Here is a 17,434-nt window from a genome sequence, read left to right as displayed (position 1 = left end):
GTTATTTCAGTCCCATCCCTGCTTTTAGAATATTGACCGCGACACCGCCCTCTCGCGGGCCTCCAAGGCGGATTGCATCAGCAAGCGCAAGATAGTGGTAAAGAATCCTGTCCTTTTTCACGGCTTCCGGCACTGTCTTGTAGAGCGGCTCTATCGCCTGACCACGCTCCGTTCCAAATGCATCAGGCCAGACCGGAATCAGTCCGCCTGCACTTTTGATGCTTTTGGACAGTGCCGGGGCTGCGAAACCCGTCGGGATACCGCGAACCATTGCGCCGGGCTTTACGGGGAAAAAATACTTTAGAGCGTGCTCGGTGATGCTTAGTAGCTGCCGCCGATTAACTTTCGAAAGCCCCGTGTCGTAGTCATTGGTGAGCAGACCGGACTCACGACATCTGGCGAGGGAATTTGATACCTCGCTTTTGCTTAGCCCGAGAGCGGCAGACAACGCCCGCAATGAGTAAGCCTCACTCCAGCTTGCCAGCGGCGGGACAGCTACCGGCTCCGACCACCCTTCCCACCCCGCCTCATCGTCCAGGGGCGAATCGAAGTCCTGTCGACGGAATACAGTATCTTCACCGTCAGTGGAGTAGGTGACCAATGGCTGCCCTACCTGTCCTCCTGCGGTCATTTGGCTGACCACATAAGGCTTCAACAGCTCCTCAACCTTGTTCGAATTCGACTCTGACTCCATTACACCAAGGAGGTTTTCCTCCTGAGCGTGAAGGCTGGCCATCTTGAACAAAAGCAAAATATCTTGACTCTTCATGAAGCCTAAAACTCCAAGTGTCCACATTCCATAAAACGTGGACACTTGTCTCATTCAGAATATCTGATCGTCAAGCCTTTTATTCGGCCTCACTTGTTGTGGTGCCCACACAAAATCCACCGTCCCTGAAATTGCTCGCCACCTTAGTTCCGCTGACCGGTGTAGCAATATCAGATGACGTCCGCATACCTTGTAGGCAAACTCCTAATCTCGTGTTTGGGCACTTTGCCGCCCTGTTGCGCTGTTTTTCGACGGGATACTCTCCAGAGGTCGCTGACCCTTCAGTGATCGGGTGTGGTAACCCGGACAAACCAGCGCAACAGCGCCCTCATCTAAATCACAGGCACTTTCATTTCTGTGATCTCGAGTTATGGCAGCTGTGCGTGGGACGCCTTCGGGCGTGCCGGTTTCCTTGGTTCCCGGTTTACCACCCTGCGTACAGCTGCCTCCCTTTCGTGTGGTAACGGAAGTCGCAGCTCCTCGAACCAAGGAGTAGCACCATGACCGAAACGAAATCGCCGTCCCCCGCAGACCTCACAACCATCGGTTTCACCTCTTTCCTCTACAGCTCGGATCAGGCGTTACTCAACGTTCGCTCCGGCGTTCCCATCGTCGAAGCACTGTCCCAGGCTTCAGACTTGCTGTTTCTCGCCAAATCCTTCGCCGAGGATGCCGCCTACGACAAGGAAAGCGACCGCCACGCCTGGGCCGCGCATTACCTGACGATAGTCGGCAAGGCCTTGGTCGACGACGTGATGAAGGCTCTGATGCCGCGACCTGCGAGAACGAAGACCGAATCTGAGGCAGAACTGCCAGAAAGCATGTAACGGCACAAAAACGAAAAAGCCCCCGCCAGCCACAAGGCTGACGGGGGCTCTTCGATGACGCCGGTTTACATCTCCACCTGCGTCCCCAACTCAATCACCCTATTCAGCGGCAGATTGAAGAACCGCAGGTTCCCATTGGCATTCTTCAACATGAACGCAAACAACGCTTCACGCCAACGGGCCATGCCTTCAAGTTTCGAGGCAATGACCGTTTCGCGGCTGAGGAAGTAAGTCGTACGCATTGGGCTGAAGTCGAGGTCATCCAGATGGCACAGTTTCAGTGCCTGCGGCACGTCCGGTTCGTCGGTGAAGCCGAAGTGCAGGATCACCCGGAAGAAGCCTTCACCGTGAGCCTCGACTTCGAAGCGTCGGGATGGCGGGACGCGCGGGATGTCTTCGTAGACCACCGTCAGCAGCACCACTTGCTCATGCAACACCTGGTTGTGCAGCAGGTTGTGCAACAGCGCGTGCGGCACCGCGTCGGAGCGGGCGGTGAGGAACACGGCGGTGCCCTGCACGCGGTGCGGTGGCTGCACGCGGATGCTGCTGATGAAGATCGGCAGCGGCAGCGCGCCCTCGTCGAGGCGCTCGACCAGCAGTTGCTTGCCGCGCTTCCAGGTGGTCATCAGCACGAACAGCGCGATACCGGCGATCACCGGGAAGGCACCGCCCTGGACGATCTTCGGCACGTTGGCGGCGAAGTACAGGCCGTCCACCAGCAGGAAGCCGAGCAGCACCGGCACCGCCAGAATCGGTGGCCATTTCCACAGCAGCAACATGACTGCCGAGACCAGAATCGTGGTCATCAGCATCGTGCCAGTCACCGCCACGCCGTAGGCCGAGGCCAGGGCGCCGGAGGATTCGAAGCCGATCACCAGCAACACCACGCCGACCATCAGCGACCAGTTCACGGCGCCGATATAGATCTGGCCCTGCTCGTCGCTGGAGGTGTGCTGGATGTACATGCGCGGGATGTAACCGAGCTGGATCGCCTGGCGGGTCAGGGAAAATGCGCCGGAAATCACCGCCTGGGAGGCGATCACCGTGGCCAGGGTCGACAGACCGACCAGCGGAATCAGCGCCCAGCTCGGCGCCAGCAGGTAGAACGGGTTACGCGCCGCTTCCGGGTTCTCCAGCAGCAGGGCGCCCTGACCGAAATAGTTGAGCACCAGCGCCGGCAGCACCAGCAGGAACCACGCACGGGCAATCGGCTTGCGACCGAAGTGGCCCATGTCGGCGTACAGCGCTTCGGCACCGGTCAGCGCCAGCACCACGGCACCGAGGATGGCCACGCCCATGCCGGTATGAACCATGAAAAAGCGCACGGCCCAGACCGGGTTCATCGCGTGCAGCACTTCCGGGTAGTGGCTGATACCGTAGACGCCGAGGGCGCCGAGGACAAGGAACCAGGTGACCATGATCGGCCCGAACAGAATGCCGATCCGCGCCGTTCCGTGCTTCTGGATCAGAAACAACCCGACCAGCACCACCAGTGACAGCGGCACCACCCAGTGGTCGATGCCGTCGAAGGCCAGGCCCAGACCTTCAATGGCCGAGAGCACGGAAATCGCCGGGGTGATCATGCTGTCGCCATAGAACAGCGCCGCGCCGATCAGCCCGCAGACCACCAGCAACGTACGCAACCGCTTGCGCCCCGCCGCTGCCCGGCGAGCCAGCGCGGTGAGCGCCATGATCCCGCCTTCGCCCTGGTTGTCGGCGCGCAGGACGAACATCATGTACTTGATTGAAACGACCCAGATCAGCGACCAGAAAATCAGCGACAGAATGCCGAGCACTCCGTCGTGATTGACAGGCACGCCGTAAGCGCCGGAAAACACTTCTTTGAGGGTGTACAACGGGCTCGTGCCGATGTCGCCGTAAACTACCCCGACCGCCGCGACCAGCATGCTCAGCGGCTTGGTGGCCGAACCTTCGGCGCCTGCCGCGTGACTACTTGCCTGACCCATCCAACACTCCTGATTCCCAGACCGGCTTCTTAGATGAAGCACTATGCTTTGTGTGCAGCATGCGCGTTTTTACGCCCTGTAACAGACGTTTTCTTGACTGTAAAAATTCAGTAAAGCGCAACGGCGCGAAGCATAGCGCAGCACTCGTCGTATTTCCCTGCATAAAGCTGGTCAAGTGCGCTGCTCGTCGCTAGAATTGCGCACTTTTTGATCAGAGGCGCACTTCAAGCGCCCGTCCGTCGGTTCCTGAACAAGGTAATCGATGTCACAAAACACCGAGGTTAGACATGTCCACCACTCCTGCGCCGGCCAATCCAAAGGTTGGCTTCGTTTCTCTGGGTTGCCCGAAAGCACTGGTCGACTCCGAGCGCATCCTGACCCAGCTGCGCATGGAAGGCTATGACGTGGTGTCCACCTATCAGGACGCCGACGTGGTCGTGGTCAACACCTGCGGCTTCATCGACTCGGCCAAGGCCGAATCGCTGGAAGTCATCGGCGAAGCGATCAAGGAAAACGGCAAGGTCATCGTGACCGGCTGCATGGGCGTGGAAGAAGGCAATATCCGTGACGTGCACCCGAGCGTGCTGGCCGTCACCGGTCCGCAGCAGTACGAGCAAGTGGTCAACGCGGTGCACGAAGTCGTGCCGCCGAAGCAGGATCACAACCCGCTGATCGACCTGGTGCCGCCGCAAGGCATCAAGCTGACCCCGCGCCACTACGCGTACCTGAAGATTTCCGAAGGCTGCAACCACAGCTGCAGCTTCTGCATCATCCCGTCGATGCGCGGCAAACTGGTCAGCCGTCCGGTTGGCGACGTGCTCGACGAAGCCCAGCGTCTGGTCAAGTCCGGCGTGAAGGAACTGCTGGTGATTTCCCAGGACACCAGTGCCTACGGCGTTGACGTCAAATACCGCACCGGTTTCTGGAACGGCGCGCCGGTGAAAACCCGCATGACCGAACTGTGCGAAGCGCTGAGCACCCTCGGTGTCTGGGTCCGTCTGCACTACGTTTACCCGTACCCGCACGTCGACGAATTGATCCCTCTGATGGCCGCTGGCAAGATCCTGCCGTACCTGGACATCCCGTTCCAGCACGCCAGCCCGAAAGTCCTGAAGTCGATGAAACGCCCGGCGTTCGAAGACAAGACCCTGGCGCGGATCAAGAACTGGCGCGAAATCTGCCCGGACCTGATCATCCGTTCGACCTTCATCGTCGGCTTCCCCGGCGAAACCGAAGAAGACTTCCAGTACCTGCTGGACTGGCTGACCGAAGCCCAGCTCGACCGCGTCGGCTGCTTCCAGTATTCGCCGGTCGAAGGCGCTCCAGCCAACGATCTGGATCTGGAAGTAGTTCCGGACGACGTCAAGCAGGATCGCTGGGAACGCTTCATGGCGCACCAGCAGGCCATCAGCTCGGCGCGCCTGCAAATGCGCATCGGCCGTGAAATCGAAGTGCTGGTGGACGAAGTCGACGAGCAGGGCGCGGTCGGCCGCTGCTTCTTCGATGCCCCGGAAATCGACGGCAACGTGTTCATCGACAACGGCAGCAACCTCAAGCCGGGCGACAAGGTCTGGTGCAAGGTGACCGACGCCGACGAATACGACCTCTGGGCCGAACAGATCTAAGCGCGAAAAATACAGAAAGCCCCGCTCTCTTTTACGAGATGCGGGGCTTTTTTACGGCTAGAGTTTGTGAGGGGAAGGACTCCCTCATCCATGACAAAGAGGCTATCGGGCATGCGTCACCACTCGGTCATCCACACGCCGAAACTCAGCGATTATCAGGAACTGACCCGGGTCTGGGAGGCCTCGGTCCGCGCGACTCATGATTTCCTGCCGGAATCCTACATCGAGCTGCTGAAGAATCTGGTGCTGACCCGCTACCTCGACGCAGTGATGCTGATCTGCACCCGGGACAGCCATCAGCGCATCACCGGGTTTGCCGGGGTCGCGGCAGGCAAGATCGAAATGCTGTTCATCGACCCGGCCCATCGCGGCCAGGGCCTTGGCAAGAAACTGCTGAAGTACGCGATGGAGCACCTGAACGCCGACGAACTGGACGTCAACGAACAGAACCCGCAGGCCCTGGGGTTTTACTTCAAGCAAGGGTTCGAGGTGATCGGCCGCTCGGAAGTCGATGGCATGGGCCAGCCGTATCCGCTGTTGCACATGCGCCTGAAACAACCGGAGCAGCGCGCCGTACGCGGCTAAAAGCCACACGGCGCAAATGCAATCGGGCTTAACCGGCCCCAGGCAGGTACAATGCCCACCCCTTTTTTTGTTACGGCCCCTGTCATGACTGACCCGATTCGCCTCTCCAAACGCCTCATCGAGCTGGTCGGTTGCTCCCGCCGGGAGGCCGAGCTGTTCATCGAGGGCGGCTGGGTCACCGTGGACGGCGAAGTCATCGACGAGCCGCAGTTCAAGGTCGGCGACCAAAAGGTCGAGCTCGACAAGGACGCCAAGGCCACCGCGCCGGAGCCGGTGACCATCCTGCTCAACGTGCCGGCCGGCATGGATGTCGACAGCGCCATGCAGTCGCTGAACGCCGAAACCCTCAGCGAAGAACACCGCTACGGCAAGCGTCCGCTGCGCGGGCACTTCCTGCGCCTGACCGCCAGCGCCGACCTGCAACCCAAGGCCAGCGGCCTGCTGGTGTTCACCCAGGACTGGAAGGTGTTGCGCAAGCTCACCGCCGACGCGGCCAAGATAGAGCAGGAATACGTGGTCGAAGTCGAAGGCGACATGGTTGCCCACGGCCTCAATCGCCTGCAGCACGGCCTCACTCACAAGGGCAAGGAGCTGCCGCCGGTCAAGGCCAGCTGGCAGAACGAAAACCGCCTGCGCTTCGCCATGAAAAACCCGCAGCCGGGGATCATCGCCCAGTTCTGCGAAGCGGTCGGCCTGAAGGTCATCGGCATCCGCCGCATCCGCATCGGCGGCGTGTCCATCGGCAAGGTGCCGGTCGGCCAATGGCGCTACCTGTCCGGCAAAGAGAAATTCTAAGGCTCGCAAGCCACCCTACATTCCGGCATCGCGCCCCGCTCGGTGCCCACAGCGAACAATCAGGATTGCACACATGGTTCACAACGACGTTCTGCGCAGCGTGCGCTACATGCTCGACATCAGCGACAAGAAAGTGGTCGAGATCATCAAACTCGGCGGCCTGGACGTCACGCTTGCCGATGTCGTGACGTACCTCGACAAGAAAGAAGAAGACGAAGAAGGTTTCGTGCGCTGCCCGGACGAAGTCATCGCGCACTTCCTCGACGGTCTGGTGATCTTCAAGCGCGGCAAGGACGAAAGCCGTCCGCCGCTGCCGATCGAACTGCCGGTGACCAACAACATCATCCTGAAAAAGCTGCGCGTGGCCTTCGAACTGAAGGAAGACGACATGCACGCGATCCTCAAGGCTGCCGACTTCCCGGTGTCCAAGCCTGAGCTGAGTGCGCTGTTCCGCAAGGTCGGCCACACCAACTACCGCCCGTGCGGCGATCAGTTGCTGCGCAATTTCCTCAAGGGGCTCACGCTCCGCGTGAGAGCGTAAAGCAGCGACAGGCGTCGAGCTGCAAGCTTTTACTCGTAGCTCGACGCTCGCAACTTGAAGCTGGCCCTATGGCCTCCCATTCCTTCCAAAAATAGTGGCTCCGCTTTTCGCAGCCGGCGACTAGGGTGTACTGAACCCTAGCCCTCAGGATTCGCCATGCACCCGTATTTCTCCCTGCAAGGCCGCACCGCCCTGGTGACCGGCGGCACCCGTGGTATCGGCAAAATGATCGCCAAGGCGTTTGTCGAAGCAGGCGCCCGCGTGTACGTCTGCTCCCGTGACGCGGAAGCCTGTCATCAAACCGCTGAAGAACTCAGTGCCCTGGGCACGTGTCATGGCATGGCGGCGAATCTGGCGACAGAAGAAGGCGTGAAAGAGCTGGCCGCGCGACTGGGCGAGCAGATCACTCATCTGGACATTCTGGTGAACAACGCCGGCACCACTTGGGGCGCGCCGCTGGAGAGCTACCCGGTCAAGGGCTGGGAGAAAGTCATGCAACTCAACGTGACCTCGGTGTTCAGTTGCATCCAGCAGTTTCTGCCGTTGCTGCGCCAATCCGGGTCGGCGGCCAATCCGGCGCGGATCATCAACATCGGCTCGGTAGCGGGGATCTCGTCTTTCGGTGAACAGGCCTATGCCTACGGACCGAGCAAAGCGGCCCTGCATCAACTGTCGCGGATTCTCGCCCGGGAACTGGTGAGCCAGCACATCAACGTCAATGTCATCGCGCCGGGACGCTTCCCGAGCAAAATGACCCAGCACATCGGCAGCGACCAGCAGGCGCTGGCCGAAGACACTGCGCTGATCCCGATGAAACGCTGGGGGCGTGAGGAAGAGATGGCTGCGCTGGCGATCAGCCTGGCGAGTACCGCCGGGGCGTACATGACCGGGAATATCATTCCGCTGGATGGCGGGTTTAGTCTCTGATATCGGCGGTGAGGCTATCGCTGGTAAGCCAGCTCCCACAGGTCTTTTGGTGTACACACATGATGCGAACTCCCGCGAACCCTGTGGGAGCTGGCTTGCCGGCGATAGCGTCAGGTCTGCCAGCACCAGACTGGCGGCCGGACGGGTTATCATGCCCGCCCTGCTCCGCTTCGAATGCAAACCATGACTTACAGCGTCTCCCCCATCGGCTTCGTCCGCTCCTGCTTCAAGGAGAAGTTCGCCATCCCGCGCCAGCCGCAACTGGCCCCCGCCGCCCGTGGCGTGCTGGAACTGGTGGCACCCTTCGATCAGGGTGACGCGGTGCAAGGGCTGGAGCAGGTCAGTCATGTCTGGCTGCTGTTCCTGTTCCATCAGGCGCTGGAAGACAAGCCGCGACTCAAAGTCCGCCCTCCGCGCCTCGGTGGCAACAAGTCGATGGGCGTGTTCGCCACCCGCGCCACGCACCGGCCGAACGGCATCGGTCAGTCGGTGGTGAAACTGGACAAGGTCGAGGCCAACCGCCTGTTCATCTCCGGCATCGACTTGCTGGACGGCACGCCGATTCTCGACGTCAAACCCTACGTGCCCTACGCCGACATCATTGCTGACGCTTCCAACAGCATCGCCAGTGCCGCGCCGCAACTGATCGACGTGCAGTGGACGGACGCGGCGCTGCAACAGGCGCACACGCACGCTCAGCGCCTGGCCGAGCCGCTGGTCGAGCTGATCGAGCAGTGCCTGGCCCAAGATCCGCGCCCGGCCTATCAGACGCCCGCGCCCAAACGCGAATACGGTGCGCAGTTCTGGGATCTGGATGTGCGCTGGCACTACCCTGTGCCTGAGCAGATCCGCGTTCTGGAAGTCATCCCCGCCGCTGACTGAATCGCGAAAACGAAAAAGCCCGCGCTGCCTTCTCAGGCAACGCGGGCTGATCGTTCCCACGTCGAGGCGTCGAACCGTCTGCGTGGGAATGCATCCAGTGACGCTCTGCGTCACCTATAAACAGCTTACTTCTCGACGAATGCGCGCTCGATCAGGTAGTCACCCGGCTCGCGCATACGCGCCGAGATCTTCAGGCCGAAGCTGTCGAGCACTTCGCTGGTCTCGTCGAGCATGCTCGGGCTGCCGCAGATCATCGCGCGGTCGTCCTGCGGGTTGATCGGTGGCAGGCCGATGTCGCTGAACAGCTTGCCGCTGCGCATCAGGTCGGTCAGACGGCCCTGATTCTCGAACGGTTCGCGGGTCACGGTCGGGTAGTAGATCAGCTTGTCACGCAGCGCCTCGCCGAAGAACTCGTTCTGCGGCAGGTGCTCGGTGATGAATTCGCGGTAGGCGACTTCGTTGACGTAACGAACACCGTGAACCAGGATCACTTTCTCGAAGCGCTCGTAGGTTTCCGGGTCCTGGATCACGCTCATGAACGGCGCCAGACCGGTGCCGGTGCTCAGCAGATACAGGTGCTTGCCCGGGTTCAGGTCGTCCAGCACCAGGGTGCCGGTCGGTTTTTTCGAGATGATGATCTCGTCGCCTTCCTTCAGGTGCTGCAGCTGGGAGGTCAGCGGACCGTCCTGCACCTTGATGCTGAAGAACTCGAGATGCTCTTCCCAGTTCGGGCTGGCGATCGAGTAAGCGCGCATAAGCGGGCGGCCGTTTGGCTGTTGCAGGCCGATCATCACGAACTGACCGTTCTCGAAGCGCAAGCCCGGATCGCGGGTGCACTTGAAGCTGAACAGAGTGTCGTTCCAGTGATGAACACTGAGGACACGCTCGTGGTTCATGTTGCTCATGTACGTGGGACTCCTGGAGATTGATCTGCGCCTGCCCGGCTCGTGTTGAAGAATGCCGACGGTGCGCAATTGCATCGCATTCTAATAGCGCCGACAATATCTGTTAACTGGATTATTAAGATAAGGGTTATCGGTTATATCGATATGCGATTTACTCTTCGTCAACTGCAAGTCTTCGTCGCCGTCGCCCAGCAGGAAAGCGTGTCCCGTGCTGCGGGTCTGCTCAACCTGTCGCAATCGGCTGCCAGCACGTCCATCACCGAACTGGAGCGCCAGTCCAGCTGCCAGCTGTTCGACCGCGCCGGTAAACGCCTGAGCCTCAACGCCCTCGGCAAACAGTTGTTGCCACAAGCGGTGGCCCTGCTCGATCAGGCCAAGGAAATCGAAGACCTGCTCAACGGCAAATCCGGTTTCGGCTCGCTGTCGGTGGGCGCGACCCTGACCATCGGCAATTACCTGGCGACCCTGCTGATCGGCGGTTTCATGCAGCGCCACCCCGAAAGCCAGGTGAAGCTGCATGTGCAGAACACTGCCAATATCGTGCAACAAGTGGCTCATTACGAAATTGATCTGGGTCTAATCGAGGGCGATTGCAGCCACCCGGACATCGAGGTGCAAAGCTGGGTCGAGGATGAACTGGTGGTGTTCTGCGCCCCACAGCATCCGTTGGCCAAGCGCGGCAGCGCGACCATGGAGGAATTGACTCATGAAGCATGGATTTTGCGGGAACAGGGGTCGGGGACGCGCCTGACCTTCGATCAGGCGATGCGTCATCATCGCAGCGCGCTGAACATCCGGCTGGAGCTGGAACACACCGAAGCGATCAAACGCGCGGTGGAATCAGGTCTGGGGATTGGCTGCATCTCGCGCCTGGCGCTGCGTGACGCCTTCCGTCGCGGCAGCCTGGTGCCGGTGGAGACGCCGGATCTGGATCTGGCGCGGCAGTTCTATTTCATCTGGCACAAGCAGAAGTACCAGACCTCCGCCATGCGCGAATTCCTCGATCTGTGCCGCGCCTTCACCGCCGGGGTCCAGCGCAGCGACGAGATCGTTCTGCCGAGCATCGCTTAGAGCAGAATCACCGCCCACACCAGGGCGATCATGCTCAGTGCCACGAATTGCGCGGCACTGCCCATGTCCTTGGCGTTCTTGGACAGCGGGTGCAACTCCAGCGAGATACGGTCGATGGCCGCCTCCACCGCTGAATTCAACAGCTCGACGATCAGCGCCAGCAGGCACACGGCGATCAGCAGCGCCTGCTCGACCCGGCTGACATTGAGGAAAAACGTCAGCGGAATCAGTACCACGTTAAGCAGCACCAACTGGCGGAATGCGGCTTCGCCAGTGAAGGCGGCGCGCAAGCCGTCCAGCGAGTAACCGGAAGCGTTGAGGATGCGTTTCAGGCCCGTCTGGCCCTTGAAAGGTGACATAAAGTAGATAACCGACCGAAAGGAAGTGGGGAAGCTAGATCAACGAAAGTCAAAAAAGCGTGAAGACGCCAGCGCTTACTGGCTCGGAATTGACTCAAGTTGTTGCAGCAGTAAAGCTGCCTGGGTCCGGGTCCGCACGTTCAACTTGCGAAAAATCGCCGTGACGTGGGCCTTGATGGTCGCTTCGGACACGCTCAGCTCGTAGGCGATCTGCTTGTTCAGCAAACCTTCGCAGACCATGGTCAGCACCCGGAACTGCTGCGGCGTCAGGCTCGCAAGGCCATCGCTGGCGGCTTTGGCTTCATCCGAAACGCTGACCGCTTCGAACGCCTGGGGTGGCCAGAACACGTCCCCGTCCAACACTTTACGCACCGCTTCCTGAATCACGCTCAGGTCGCTGGACTTGGGAATGAAACCACTGGCACCGAATTCCCGGGACTTGACCATCACCGAGGCTTCTTCCTGGGCCGAAACCATCACCACCGGAATCTGCGGGTATTGACCGCGCAGCATCACCAGCCCGGAAAATCCGAAAGCGCCCGGCATGTTCAGGTCCAGCAGCACTAGATCCCAGTCAGCCTTTTCGGTCAGGCGGGTTTCCAGCTCGGCGATGCTCGCCACCTCCACCATGCGTACATCCGGGCCAAGGCCCATCGTCACTGCTTGATGCAGCGCGCTACGAAAGAGAGGGTGATCATCGGCAATCAGGATGTCGTATGTGGCCATTTTTCAAATGATCCTGTTTTTGATGGCGGGCCCGCGCATTCGGGCCTCACCAAAGCAAATCCAGATACCGCCCGGCAGCGGTATCCACAGGGGCACGTTCAACGCCAATCACGAACAAAAACGGCGTTTCAAACCTTGGCCGCACCCCAATCGGCGCCAAGCATGACCAGCGAAGCCGGGGTGGTCAAGCCGCACGGCCACTGCTTTAGCAGTATGGGCCAGGATCAGGCCGGTACTGGCGCCGCGTTTCGGATATAGGGCAGCAATTCGGCGTGGGCCGGCGTCGACACATTGACATCCAGTTGCTGCTTGGCCCCCAGGTAATGCTGGCTGAACACATCGAAATAGGCATCCAGCGCCGACGCCGCGTCCGAATCGCCGGCCAGTTCCAGACACAGCGCCGCCACTTCGGCGGTGCACAGGTGCTCGCTGCGGGTCGAGCGGCGCAGGCGATAGCGCGAGAGTTTGTCGGGCAACAGGCTGAGGATCGGCAAACGGTCGAAATACGGGCTCTTGCGGAAAATCTTCCGGGCTTCGGTCCAGGTCGCATCCAGCAGGATGAACAGCGGACGCTTGCTGCTATCGAGATCCACGGTGTTGGTCACCCGCGAAGGTTCGACGTACTCGCCGGGGAATACCAGATACGGCTGCCATTGCGGGTCGTTCAGCAGCGCCAGCAGTTGCTCGTCGGGTTCGGTCCGCGACCAGATGAAGGCATGGTTGTCGCGCACGATGTCGGCGATCAACCAACCGGTGTTACTTGGCTTGAACACTTCCTTGCCGGTCATGATCAGGCAAACGCCCGAGCGTGTATCGACGGTTGGCCGCCAGGCGCACAGGCAATGGCTGATGATCACCCGGCAATCGCGGCAGCGCGGGGAGCGAAAGCCACGGGCCTGGATCGGTTTGATGCCTTCGTCCTCGCGCTGATCGCGCAGGCGGGCCACGGCGTTGGGGGCATGATTCATCGCAGGCGGCACCGGCAGACAGGAAAACTCGACACGAACGACACTCGGCAGGGCAATAAAGGGCGGCAGTTTACCAGAGCGACGGGCACAAGCCTGTACCCTCCCGACCGGCTCCCCTATAATTCGCCGCCACTGAACGCACAGTCACGTGGCTGGTCGAACCACCAGTCACTGAACCAGGAGAGTTTCATGCTGCGCCTTATCGTTCCCACCGCTGCCATTCTGCTGGCTTCGTCCTTCAGCGCTCAGGCTGCATCCCTGAGTGAGCAGAATCTGAACCGAGAGCTGCGCAATGTCGCCGCACAAAGCAGCGTCGGCACGCCACGGGCGATCAACGAAGACATTCTTGATCAGGGCTACACCGTCGAAGGCACCACGCTGGTCAATCACCTGAGCGTGCAAAAGAGCCACGCCGACAAAATGCGCGCCGATCCCAAAGCCGTGTATTTCCAGCTGGGCGCCTCGGTCTGCAACAATCCGTCGTACCGCAAGCTGATGGCCAAAGGCGCGATCATGCGTTATGAATTCACCGAAGTGAAAAGCAACAAGGCGATCGGCTCCGCCAGCTACCAGGAATCGGATTGCCCGAAAGCGGCTCCAGCGAAGAAGAAGTAATCATCGCGACGTAGCGCGCCGCTGTTCATCCTCGGCGCGCAGTTCGGCCAGCAAGGCCTGCAAGTAACGCGAGCGGCGCTCCCCTCCCGCCAGGCGTCGGCAGCACTCCTCTTCAAGACTCACATGATTGGTCTCGGCCGATGCTTTCAACAACCGATACAGCTGCGTATCGATCTCCAGAATGACTCTGGTCATGTGTCCTGCCTCCTTGCCACCCGCAAATCCTTGAATAGCGTGCACCTTGCGTACGGTCGTTGACGCAAAGTTGTCGTACGGCGCCTTTAATTTAGTAAATCAGAGCATTCAGCCCTCGACGCAGCATCGGACGAGCGGTGAAAACACTTCGCAAAACGGCAATAAGCAGTTGCCAGGAAAGACTTTGCAGCGCAATGCTCAATGAGCGAAAAATGCTTTGAGGGTCTAGATTCAACGTATTCCCGATCATTTTATTAACGGCAGGAAAGGAGCTGCCGGCTGTTTATTTTCTTGCAGCGCGTCACTGACGCCGCACGTCAGGGCCGAAAGCTCTGTGCAGAAGGAGAAGTTGCATGCCTTACCAACCGAATGACCTGCTCAGCCGCCATTTTCAGGAAAGCGGCCACGACCTCATCAGCAAGGTCGAAGAACAACTCAACCTGGTGTCACCCGACAGCCCGAATTCCCCCATCTACCGCGACATGATCCTGACCGTGCTGCGCATGGCCCAGGAAGATCACAACCGCTGGAATGCCAAGATCACCCTGCAAGCCCTGCGCGAACTGGAGCAGGCGTTTCGCACGCTCGAACAGTTCAAGGGGCGACGCAAGGTCACGGTGTTCGGCTCGGCCCGCACCCCGGTCGAACATCCCCTTTACGCCATGGCTCGGGAACTCGGGGCCTCGCTGGCCCGCTCGAACATGATGGTCATCACCGGTGCCGGCGGCGGAATCATGGCCGCCGCCCATGAAGGTGCCGGCCGCGATCACAGCCTGGGTTTCAACATCACCCTACCCTTCGAACAACATGCCAACCCCACCGTGGACGGTACCAACAACCTGCTGCCGTTCCACTTCTTCTTCACCCGCAAGCTGTTCTTCGTCAAGGAAGCCGATGCGCTGGTGTTGTGCCCCGGCGGGTTCGGCACCCTGGACGAAGCGCTGGAAGTGCTCACGCTGATCCAGACCGGCAAAAGCCCTCTGGTGCCGGTGGTGCTGCTGGACGCACCGGGCGGGACTTTCTGGCAAGGCGCGCTGGACTTCATTCGCCAGCAACTGGAGGAAAACCGTTACATTCTGCCGACCGACCTGAAGTTGGTGCGCCTGGTCTACAACGTTGAAGAGGCGGTGGAGCAGATCAACAAGTTCTACGGCAACTTCCACTCCAGCCGTTGGCTCAAGCGCCAGTTTGTCATTCGCATGAACCACAAGTTGAGCGATCAGGCCCTGGAGCATATGCAGGAAGCGTTTGCCGATTTGTGCCTGAGTGACCAGTTCCATCAACACGCCTACGCCGGCGAAGAGCACGACGATGCTCAATTCAGCCACCTGACGCGCCTGGCATTCGCCTTCAATGCCCGGGATCACGGGCGTCTGCGGGAGCTGGTGGACTACATCAACCTGCCGGAAAACTGGGCCCACTCAAAACCCCAAACCGCGCAACGCACTCGCGAACCGTCGAAGGTAACGTGAAGGCAAAAAAAAACGGCCCGCTATCGAAATAGCGGGCCGTTTTTTATTTTTTGATTGAAGCTGGAGCGATTTAATCGTCCATACCTCTGCCGCTGAACAAGCGGTTGATCATCTCCATCGAGAATCCCCGGTACGCCAGGAATCGACCTTGTCTGGCGCGTTCCTTGGCATCGCCGGGAAGCTGTCCGGAGAACTTCCGTTGCCACGTGTCTGTTAGCTGCTCCTGCCAGTTGATACCGCTCTCGCGCAAGGCGAGTTCGATATCGGCGCGTTGCAACCCGCGCTGGCTCAGTTCTTCGCGAATCCGCAGTGGGCCGTAACCGGAACGGGCGCGATAGGAAACAAAGCTTTCAAGATAACGGGCTTCGGAAAGCAGCCCTTCTTCCGTCAAACGGTCGAGGGCTGTTTCGATCATCTCGGGGGGAGCGCCACGCTGACGCAGTTTGCGCGTCAGCTCAACTCGACCATGCTCGCGGCGCGCGAGCAGGTCCATGGCGGTTCGCCGCACCGCGACGAGGGTATCGAGTACGGCGGTTGTCATCGGTGCAATCAGATATCAGCGTCAGCCAGGTCGTCTTCGGTCTCTTTGACCGCAGAAGCCTTGGAGTCAGCGATCACGGCTGGCGACAGCAGTTTGTCACGCAGTTGCTTCTCGAGCTTGGCCGCGACTTCCGGGTTGTCCGCCAGGAACTTGGCCGAGTTGGCCTTGCCCTGACCGATCTTGGTGCCTTCGTAGGCATACCAGGCGCCGGACTTCTCGACGAAACCGTGCAGCACGCCCAGGTCGATCATCTCGCCGTTCAGGTAGATACCCTTGCCGTAGAGAATCTGGAACTCGGCCTGACGGAACGGCGAAGCGACCTTGTTCTTCACAACCTTGACGCGGGTTTCGCTGCCGACCACTTCGTCGCCTTCCTTCACCGCGCCGGTACGGCGGATGTCGAGACGAACCGAAGCGTAGAACTTCAGCGCGTTACCACCGGTGGTGGTTTCCGGGCTGCCGAACATCACGCCGATCTTCATGCGGATCTGGTTGATGAAGATCACCAGGCAGTTGGCGTTCTTGATGTTACCGGTGATTTTACGCAGCGCCTGGGACATCAGACGGGCTTGCAGGCCCACGTGCATGTCACCCATTTCGCCTTCGATTTCAGCCTTTGGCACCAGTGCGGCCACGGAGTCGACGATGATCACGTCAACGGCGTTGGAGCGCACCAGCATGTCGGTGATTTCCAGGGCCTGTTCGCCGGTGTCCGGCTGGGAAACCAGCAGGTCGTCGACGTTGACGCCCAGCTTGCCGGCGTACTCAGGGTCGAGGGCGTGTTCGGCGTCGACGAAGGCGCAGGTCGCACCGGCTTTTTGAGCCTGGGCGATCACGGACAGCGTCAGTGTGGTTTTACCGGAAGATTCAGGACCGTAGATTTCAACGATACGGCCTTTTGGCAGGCCGCCGATGCCGAGTGCGATGTCCAGACCCAGAGAGCCGGTGGAAATGGCCGGGATCGCCTGACGGTCCTGATCGCCCATACGCATTACGGCACCCTTGCCGAATTGACGTTCGATCTGACCCAGGGCCGCAGCCAAGGCTTTCTTCTTGTTGTCGTCCATTAAAGTCCTCACGTAATCAATAAGGCCTGACGGCCAACACCTGTATAAGTAGCCAGTATTATTCCACAGCGTTCACGGATCGCCTACCCCTGATTTTCGATTTCTCGTGCCGCTAGTCGCAGCAAGCCCTCTAGCGCGGCCTTCACCGTTTGTCGGCGGACTTCGTCGCGGTTGCCGGGGAAGTGCTGGACCTCGCTGGAAACCGTGTCGCCCACACCCCACGCCAGCCAGACGGTGCCCACCGGTTTGTTCGGCGAACCACCGTCCGGCCCGGCCACACCGCTGACCGCCACGGCAAACCGCGCCAGGCTTTTTTCCCGGGCGCCGCGCACCATGGCCTCGACCACTTCGCGACTGACCGCGCCCACGGTGCCGAACAGCTCCGTCGGTACATTCAGCTGCTGGGTTTTCTGGCGGTTGGAATAGGTCACGTAACCCGCCTCAAACCACGCCGAACTCCCCGGAATGCGGGTGATGGCTTCGGCAATCCCGCCACCGGTGCAGGACTCGGCCGTCGTGACGTGGGCATTGAGCAATTGCAGACGTCGGCCAAGTTCGGCCGCCAGTTGGGTGATTTCTTTCACGGCGCGCTCCGGA

Annotated in this window: 20 protein-coding genes; 10 read left to right on the top strand and 10 right to left on the bottom strand. The window is 60.1% G+C overall.

Annotated features, from left to right (window positions below; genetic code table 11):
- Position 1: 1 nt before the first annotated feature.
- Entirely contained in the window at positions 2-769 is a 768-nt protein-coding gene (locus tag CAF74_RS25420) for a MarR family transcriptional regulator (RefSeq protein ID WP_085748221.1), read from the bottom strand.
- 500 nt (positions 770-1,269) lie between these two features.
- On the opposite strand from CAF74_RS25420, the gene CAF74_RS25415 reads away from it, so the two are divergent.
- Complete coding sequence (locus tag CAF74_RS25415; RefSeq protein ID WP_085748162.1) at positions 1,270-1,596, top strand: DUF3077 domain-containing protein; 327 nt, start codon at positions 1,270-1,272, stop codon at positions 1,594-1,596.
- Positions 1,597-1,661: 65 nt separating this feature from the next.
- Here CAF74_RS25415 and CAF74_RS25410 read toward each other — a convergent pair whose 3' ends face one another.
- Positions 1,662-3,503, bottom strand: a complete 1,842-nt coding sequence (locus tag CAF74_RS25410) for a potassium transporter Kup (RefSeq protein WP_371857361.1) — start codon at positions 3,501-3,503, stop codon at positions 1,662-1,664.
- 347 nt (positions 3,504-3,850) lie between these two features.
- Between CAF74_RS25410 and rimO the strand changes: the two genes are divergently transcribed.
- The 6 genes from rimO (at position 3,851) to tsaA (ending at position 8,918) form a co-directional block, all read left to right on the top strand.
- Positions 3,851-5,188 carry a 30S ribosomal protein S12 methylthiotransferase RimO gene (rimO, locus tag CAF74_RS25400; protein ID WP_085748160.1) on the top strand — a complete coding sequence of 446 codons (1,338 nt, stop codon included), beginning with the start codon at positions 3,851-3,853 and terminating at the stop codon, positions 5,186-5,188.
- A gap of 111 nt (positions 5,189-5,299) precedes the next feature.
- Positions 5,300-5,773 carry a GNAT family N-acetyltransferase gene (locus tag CAF74_RS25395; RefSeq protein ID WP_041475157.1) on the top strand — a complete coding sequence of 158 codons (474 nt, stop codon included), beginning with the start codon at positions 5,300-5,302 and terminating at the stop codon, positions 5,771-5,773.
- An 84-nt stretch (positions 5,774-5,857) separates the two neighbouring features.
- Positions 5,858-6,568 (top strand): rRNA pseudouridine synthase, encoded by a 711-nt coding sequence (locus tag CAF74_RS25390; protein WP_011332751.1) that lies wholly within the window; start codon positions 5,858-5,860, stop codon positions 6,566-6,568.
- Between the two features lie 73 nt (positions 6,569-6,641).
- On the top strand, positions 6,642-7,109 hold the full coding sequence (locus CAF74_RS25385) for a DUF1456 family protein (RefSeq protein WP_085748159.1): 468 nt from the start codon (positions 6,642-6,644) through the stop codon (positions 7,107-7,109).
- 156 nt (positions 7,110-7,265) lie between these two features.
- Positions 7,266-8,036 carry an SDR family oxidoreductase gene (locus CAF74_RS25380; RefSeq protein WP_085748158.1) on the top strand — a complete coding sequence of 257 codons (771 nt, stop codon included), beginning with the start codon at positions 7,266-7,268 and terminating at the stop codon, positions 8,034-8,036.
- 183 nt (positions 8,037-8,219) lie between these two features.
- Complete coding sequence (tsaA, locus tag CAF74_RS25375) at positions 8,220-8,918, top strand: tRNA (N6-threonylcarbamoyladenosine(37)-N6)-methyltransferase TrmO (RefSeq protein WP_176240510.1); 699 nt, start codon at positions 8,220-8,222, stop codon at positions 8,916-8,918.
- A gap of 125 nt (positions 8,919-9,043) precedes the next feature.
- Here the strand turns inward: tsaA and fpr are convergent, their stop codons facing one another.
- Positions 9,044-9,823, bottom strand: coding sequence for a ferredoxin-NADP reductase (gene fpr / locus CAF74_RS25370; RefSeq protein WP_007908723.1), 780 nt, complete (start codon positions 9,821-9,823; stop codon positions 9,044-9,046).
- 144 nt (positions 9,824-9,967) lie between these two features.
- Here fpr and CAF74_RS25365 point away from each other — a divergent pair, with 144 nt between their 5' ends.
- A complete protein-coding gene (locus tag CAF74_RS25365; RefSeq protein WP_011332748.1) occupies positions 9,968-10,894 on the top strand; it encodes a LysR family transcriptional regulator in 927 nt (308 codons plus the stop codon).
- Here the strand turns inward: CAF74_RS25365 and CAF74_RS25360 are convergent.
- From CAF74_RS25360 to CAF74_RS25350, 3 genes are all read right to left on the bottom strand, one after another.
- A complete protein-coding gene (locus tag CAF74_RS25360; RefSeq protein ID WP_003222276.1) occupies positions 10,891-11,253 on the bottom strand; it encodes a diacylglycerol kinase in 363 nt (120 codons plus the stop codon). The two genes, CAF74_RS25365 and CAF74_RS25360, sit on opposite strands and share 4 nt — an antisense overlap.
- A gap of 75 nt (positions 11,254-11,328) precedes the next feature.
- On the bottom strand, positions 11,329-11,979 hold the full coding sequence (gene erdR / locus CAF74_RS25355; RefSeq protein ID WP_007954938.1) for a response regulator transcription factor ErdR: 651 nt from the start codon (positions 11,977-11,979) through the stop codon (positions 11,329-11,331).
- A 224-nt stretch (positions 11,980-12,203) separates the two neighbouring features.
- Positions 12,204-12,947: a tRNA-uridine aminocarboxypropyltransferase gene (locus CAF74_RS25350; protein WP_007954936.1), complete on the bottom strand. Its 744-nt coding sequence runs from the start codon at positions 12,945-12,947 to the stop codon at positions 12,204-12,206.
- Between the two features lie 189 nt (positions 12,948-13,136).
- Between CAF74_RS25350 and CAF74_RS25345 the strand changes: the two genes are divergently transcribed.
- On the top strand, positions 13,137-13,562 hold the full coding sequence (locus tag CAF74_RS25345; protein ID WP_085748156.1) for a PA3611 family quorum-sensing-regulated virulence factor: 426 nt from the start codon (positions 13,137-13,139) through the stop codon (positions 13,560-13,562).
- Here CAF74_RS25345 and CAF74_RS25340 read toward each other — a convergent pair whose 3' ends face one another.
- On the bottom strand, positions 13,563-13,757 hold the full coding sequence (locus tag CAF74_RS25340) for a hypothetical protein (RefSeq protein ID WP_085748155.1): 195 nt from the start codon (positions 13,755-13,757) through the stop codon (positions 13,563-13,565).
- A gap of 353 nt (positions 13,758-14,110) precedes the next feature.
- Between CAF74_RS25340 and CAF74_RS25335 the strand changes: the two genes are divergently transcribed.
- Positions 14,111-15,229, top strand: a complete 1,119-nt coding sequence (locus tag CAF74_RS25335; RefSeq protein ID WP_085748154.1) for a TIGR00730 family Rossman fold protein — start codon at positions 14,111-14,113, stop codon at positions 15,227-15,229.
- Positions 15,230-15,299: 70 nt separating this feature from the next.
- Here CAF74_RS25335 and recX read toward each other — a convergent pair whose 3' ends face one another.
- From recX to CAF74_RS25320, 3 genes are all read right to left on the bottom strand, one after another.
- Positions 15,300-15,770 (bottom strand): recombination regulator RecX, encoded by a 471-nt coding sequence (gene recX / locus CAF74_RS25330; RefSeq protein ID WP_039771298.1) that lies wholly within the window; start codon positions 15,768-15,770, stop codon positions 15,300-15,302.
- Positions 15,771-15,778: 8 nt separating this feature from the next.
- Positions 15,779-16,837 (bottom strand): recombinase RecA, encoded by a 1,059-nt coding sequence (recA, locus tag CAF74_RS25325; protein WP_003222269.1) that lies wholly within the window; start codon positions 16,835-16,837, stop codon positions 15,779-15,781.
- Positions 16,838-16,920: 83 nt separating this feature from the next.
- Positions 16,921-17,421 carry a CinA family protein gene (locus tag CAF74_RS25320; RefSeq protein ID WP_085748153.1) on the bottom strand — a complete coding sequence of 167 codons (501 nt, stop codon included), beginning with the start codon at positions 17,419-17,421 and terminating at the stop codon, positions 16,921-16,923.
- Between the last annotated feature and the right edge of the window lie 13 nt (positions 17,422-17,434).

The organism is Pseudomonas sp. R45(2017) (genome assembly GCF_002112305.1).
GTDB classification, from domain to species: Bacteria; Pseudomonadota; Gammaproteobacteria; order Pseudomonadales; family Pseudomonadaceae; genus Aquipseudomonas; species Aquipseudomonas paraglycinae.
The sequence above is the reverse complement of the archived record's forward strand: the minus strand, read 5'-3'. Positions and strand labels throughout refer to the sequence as shown.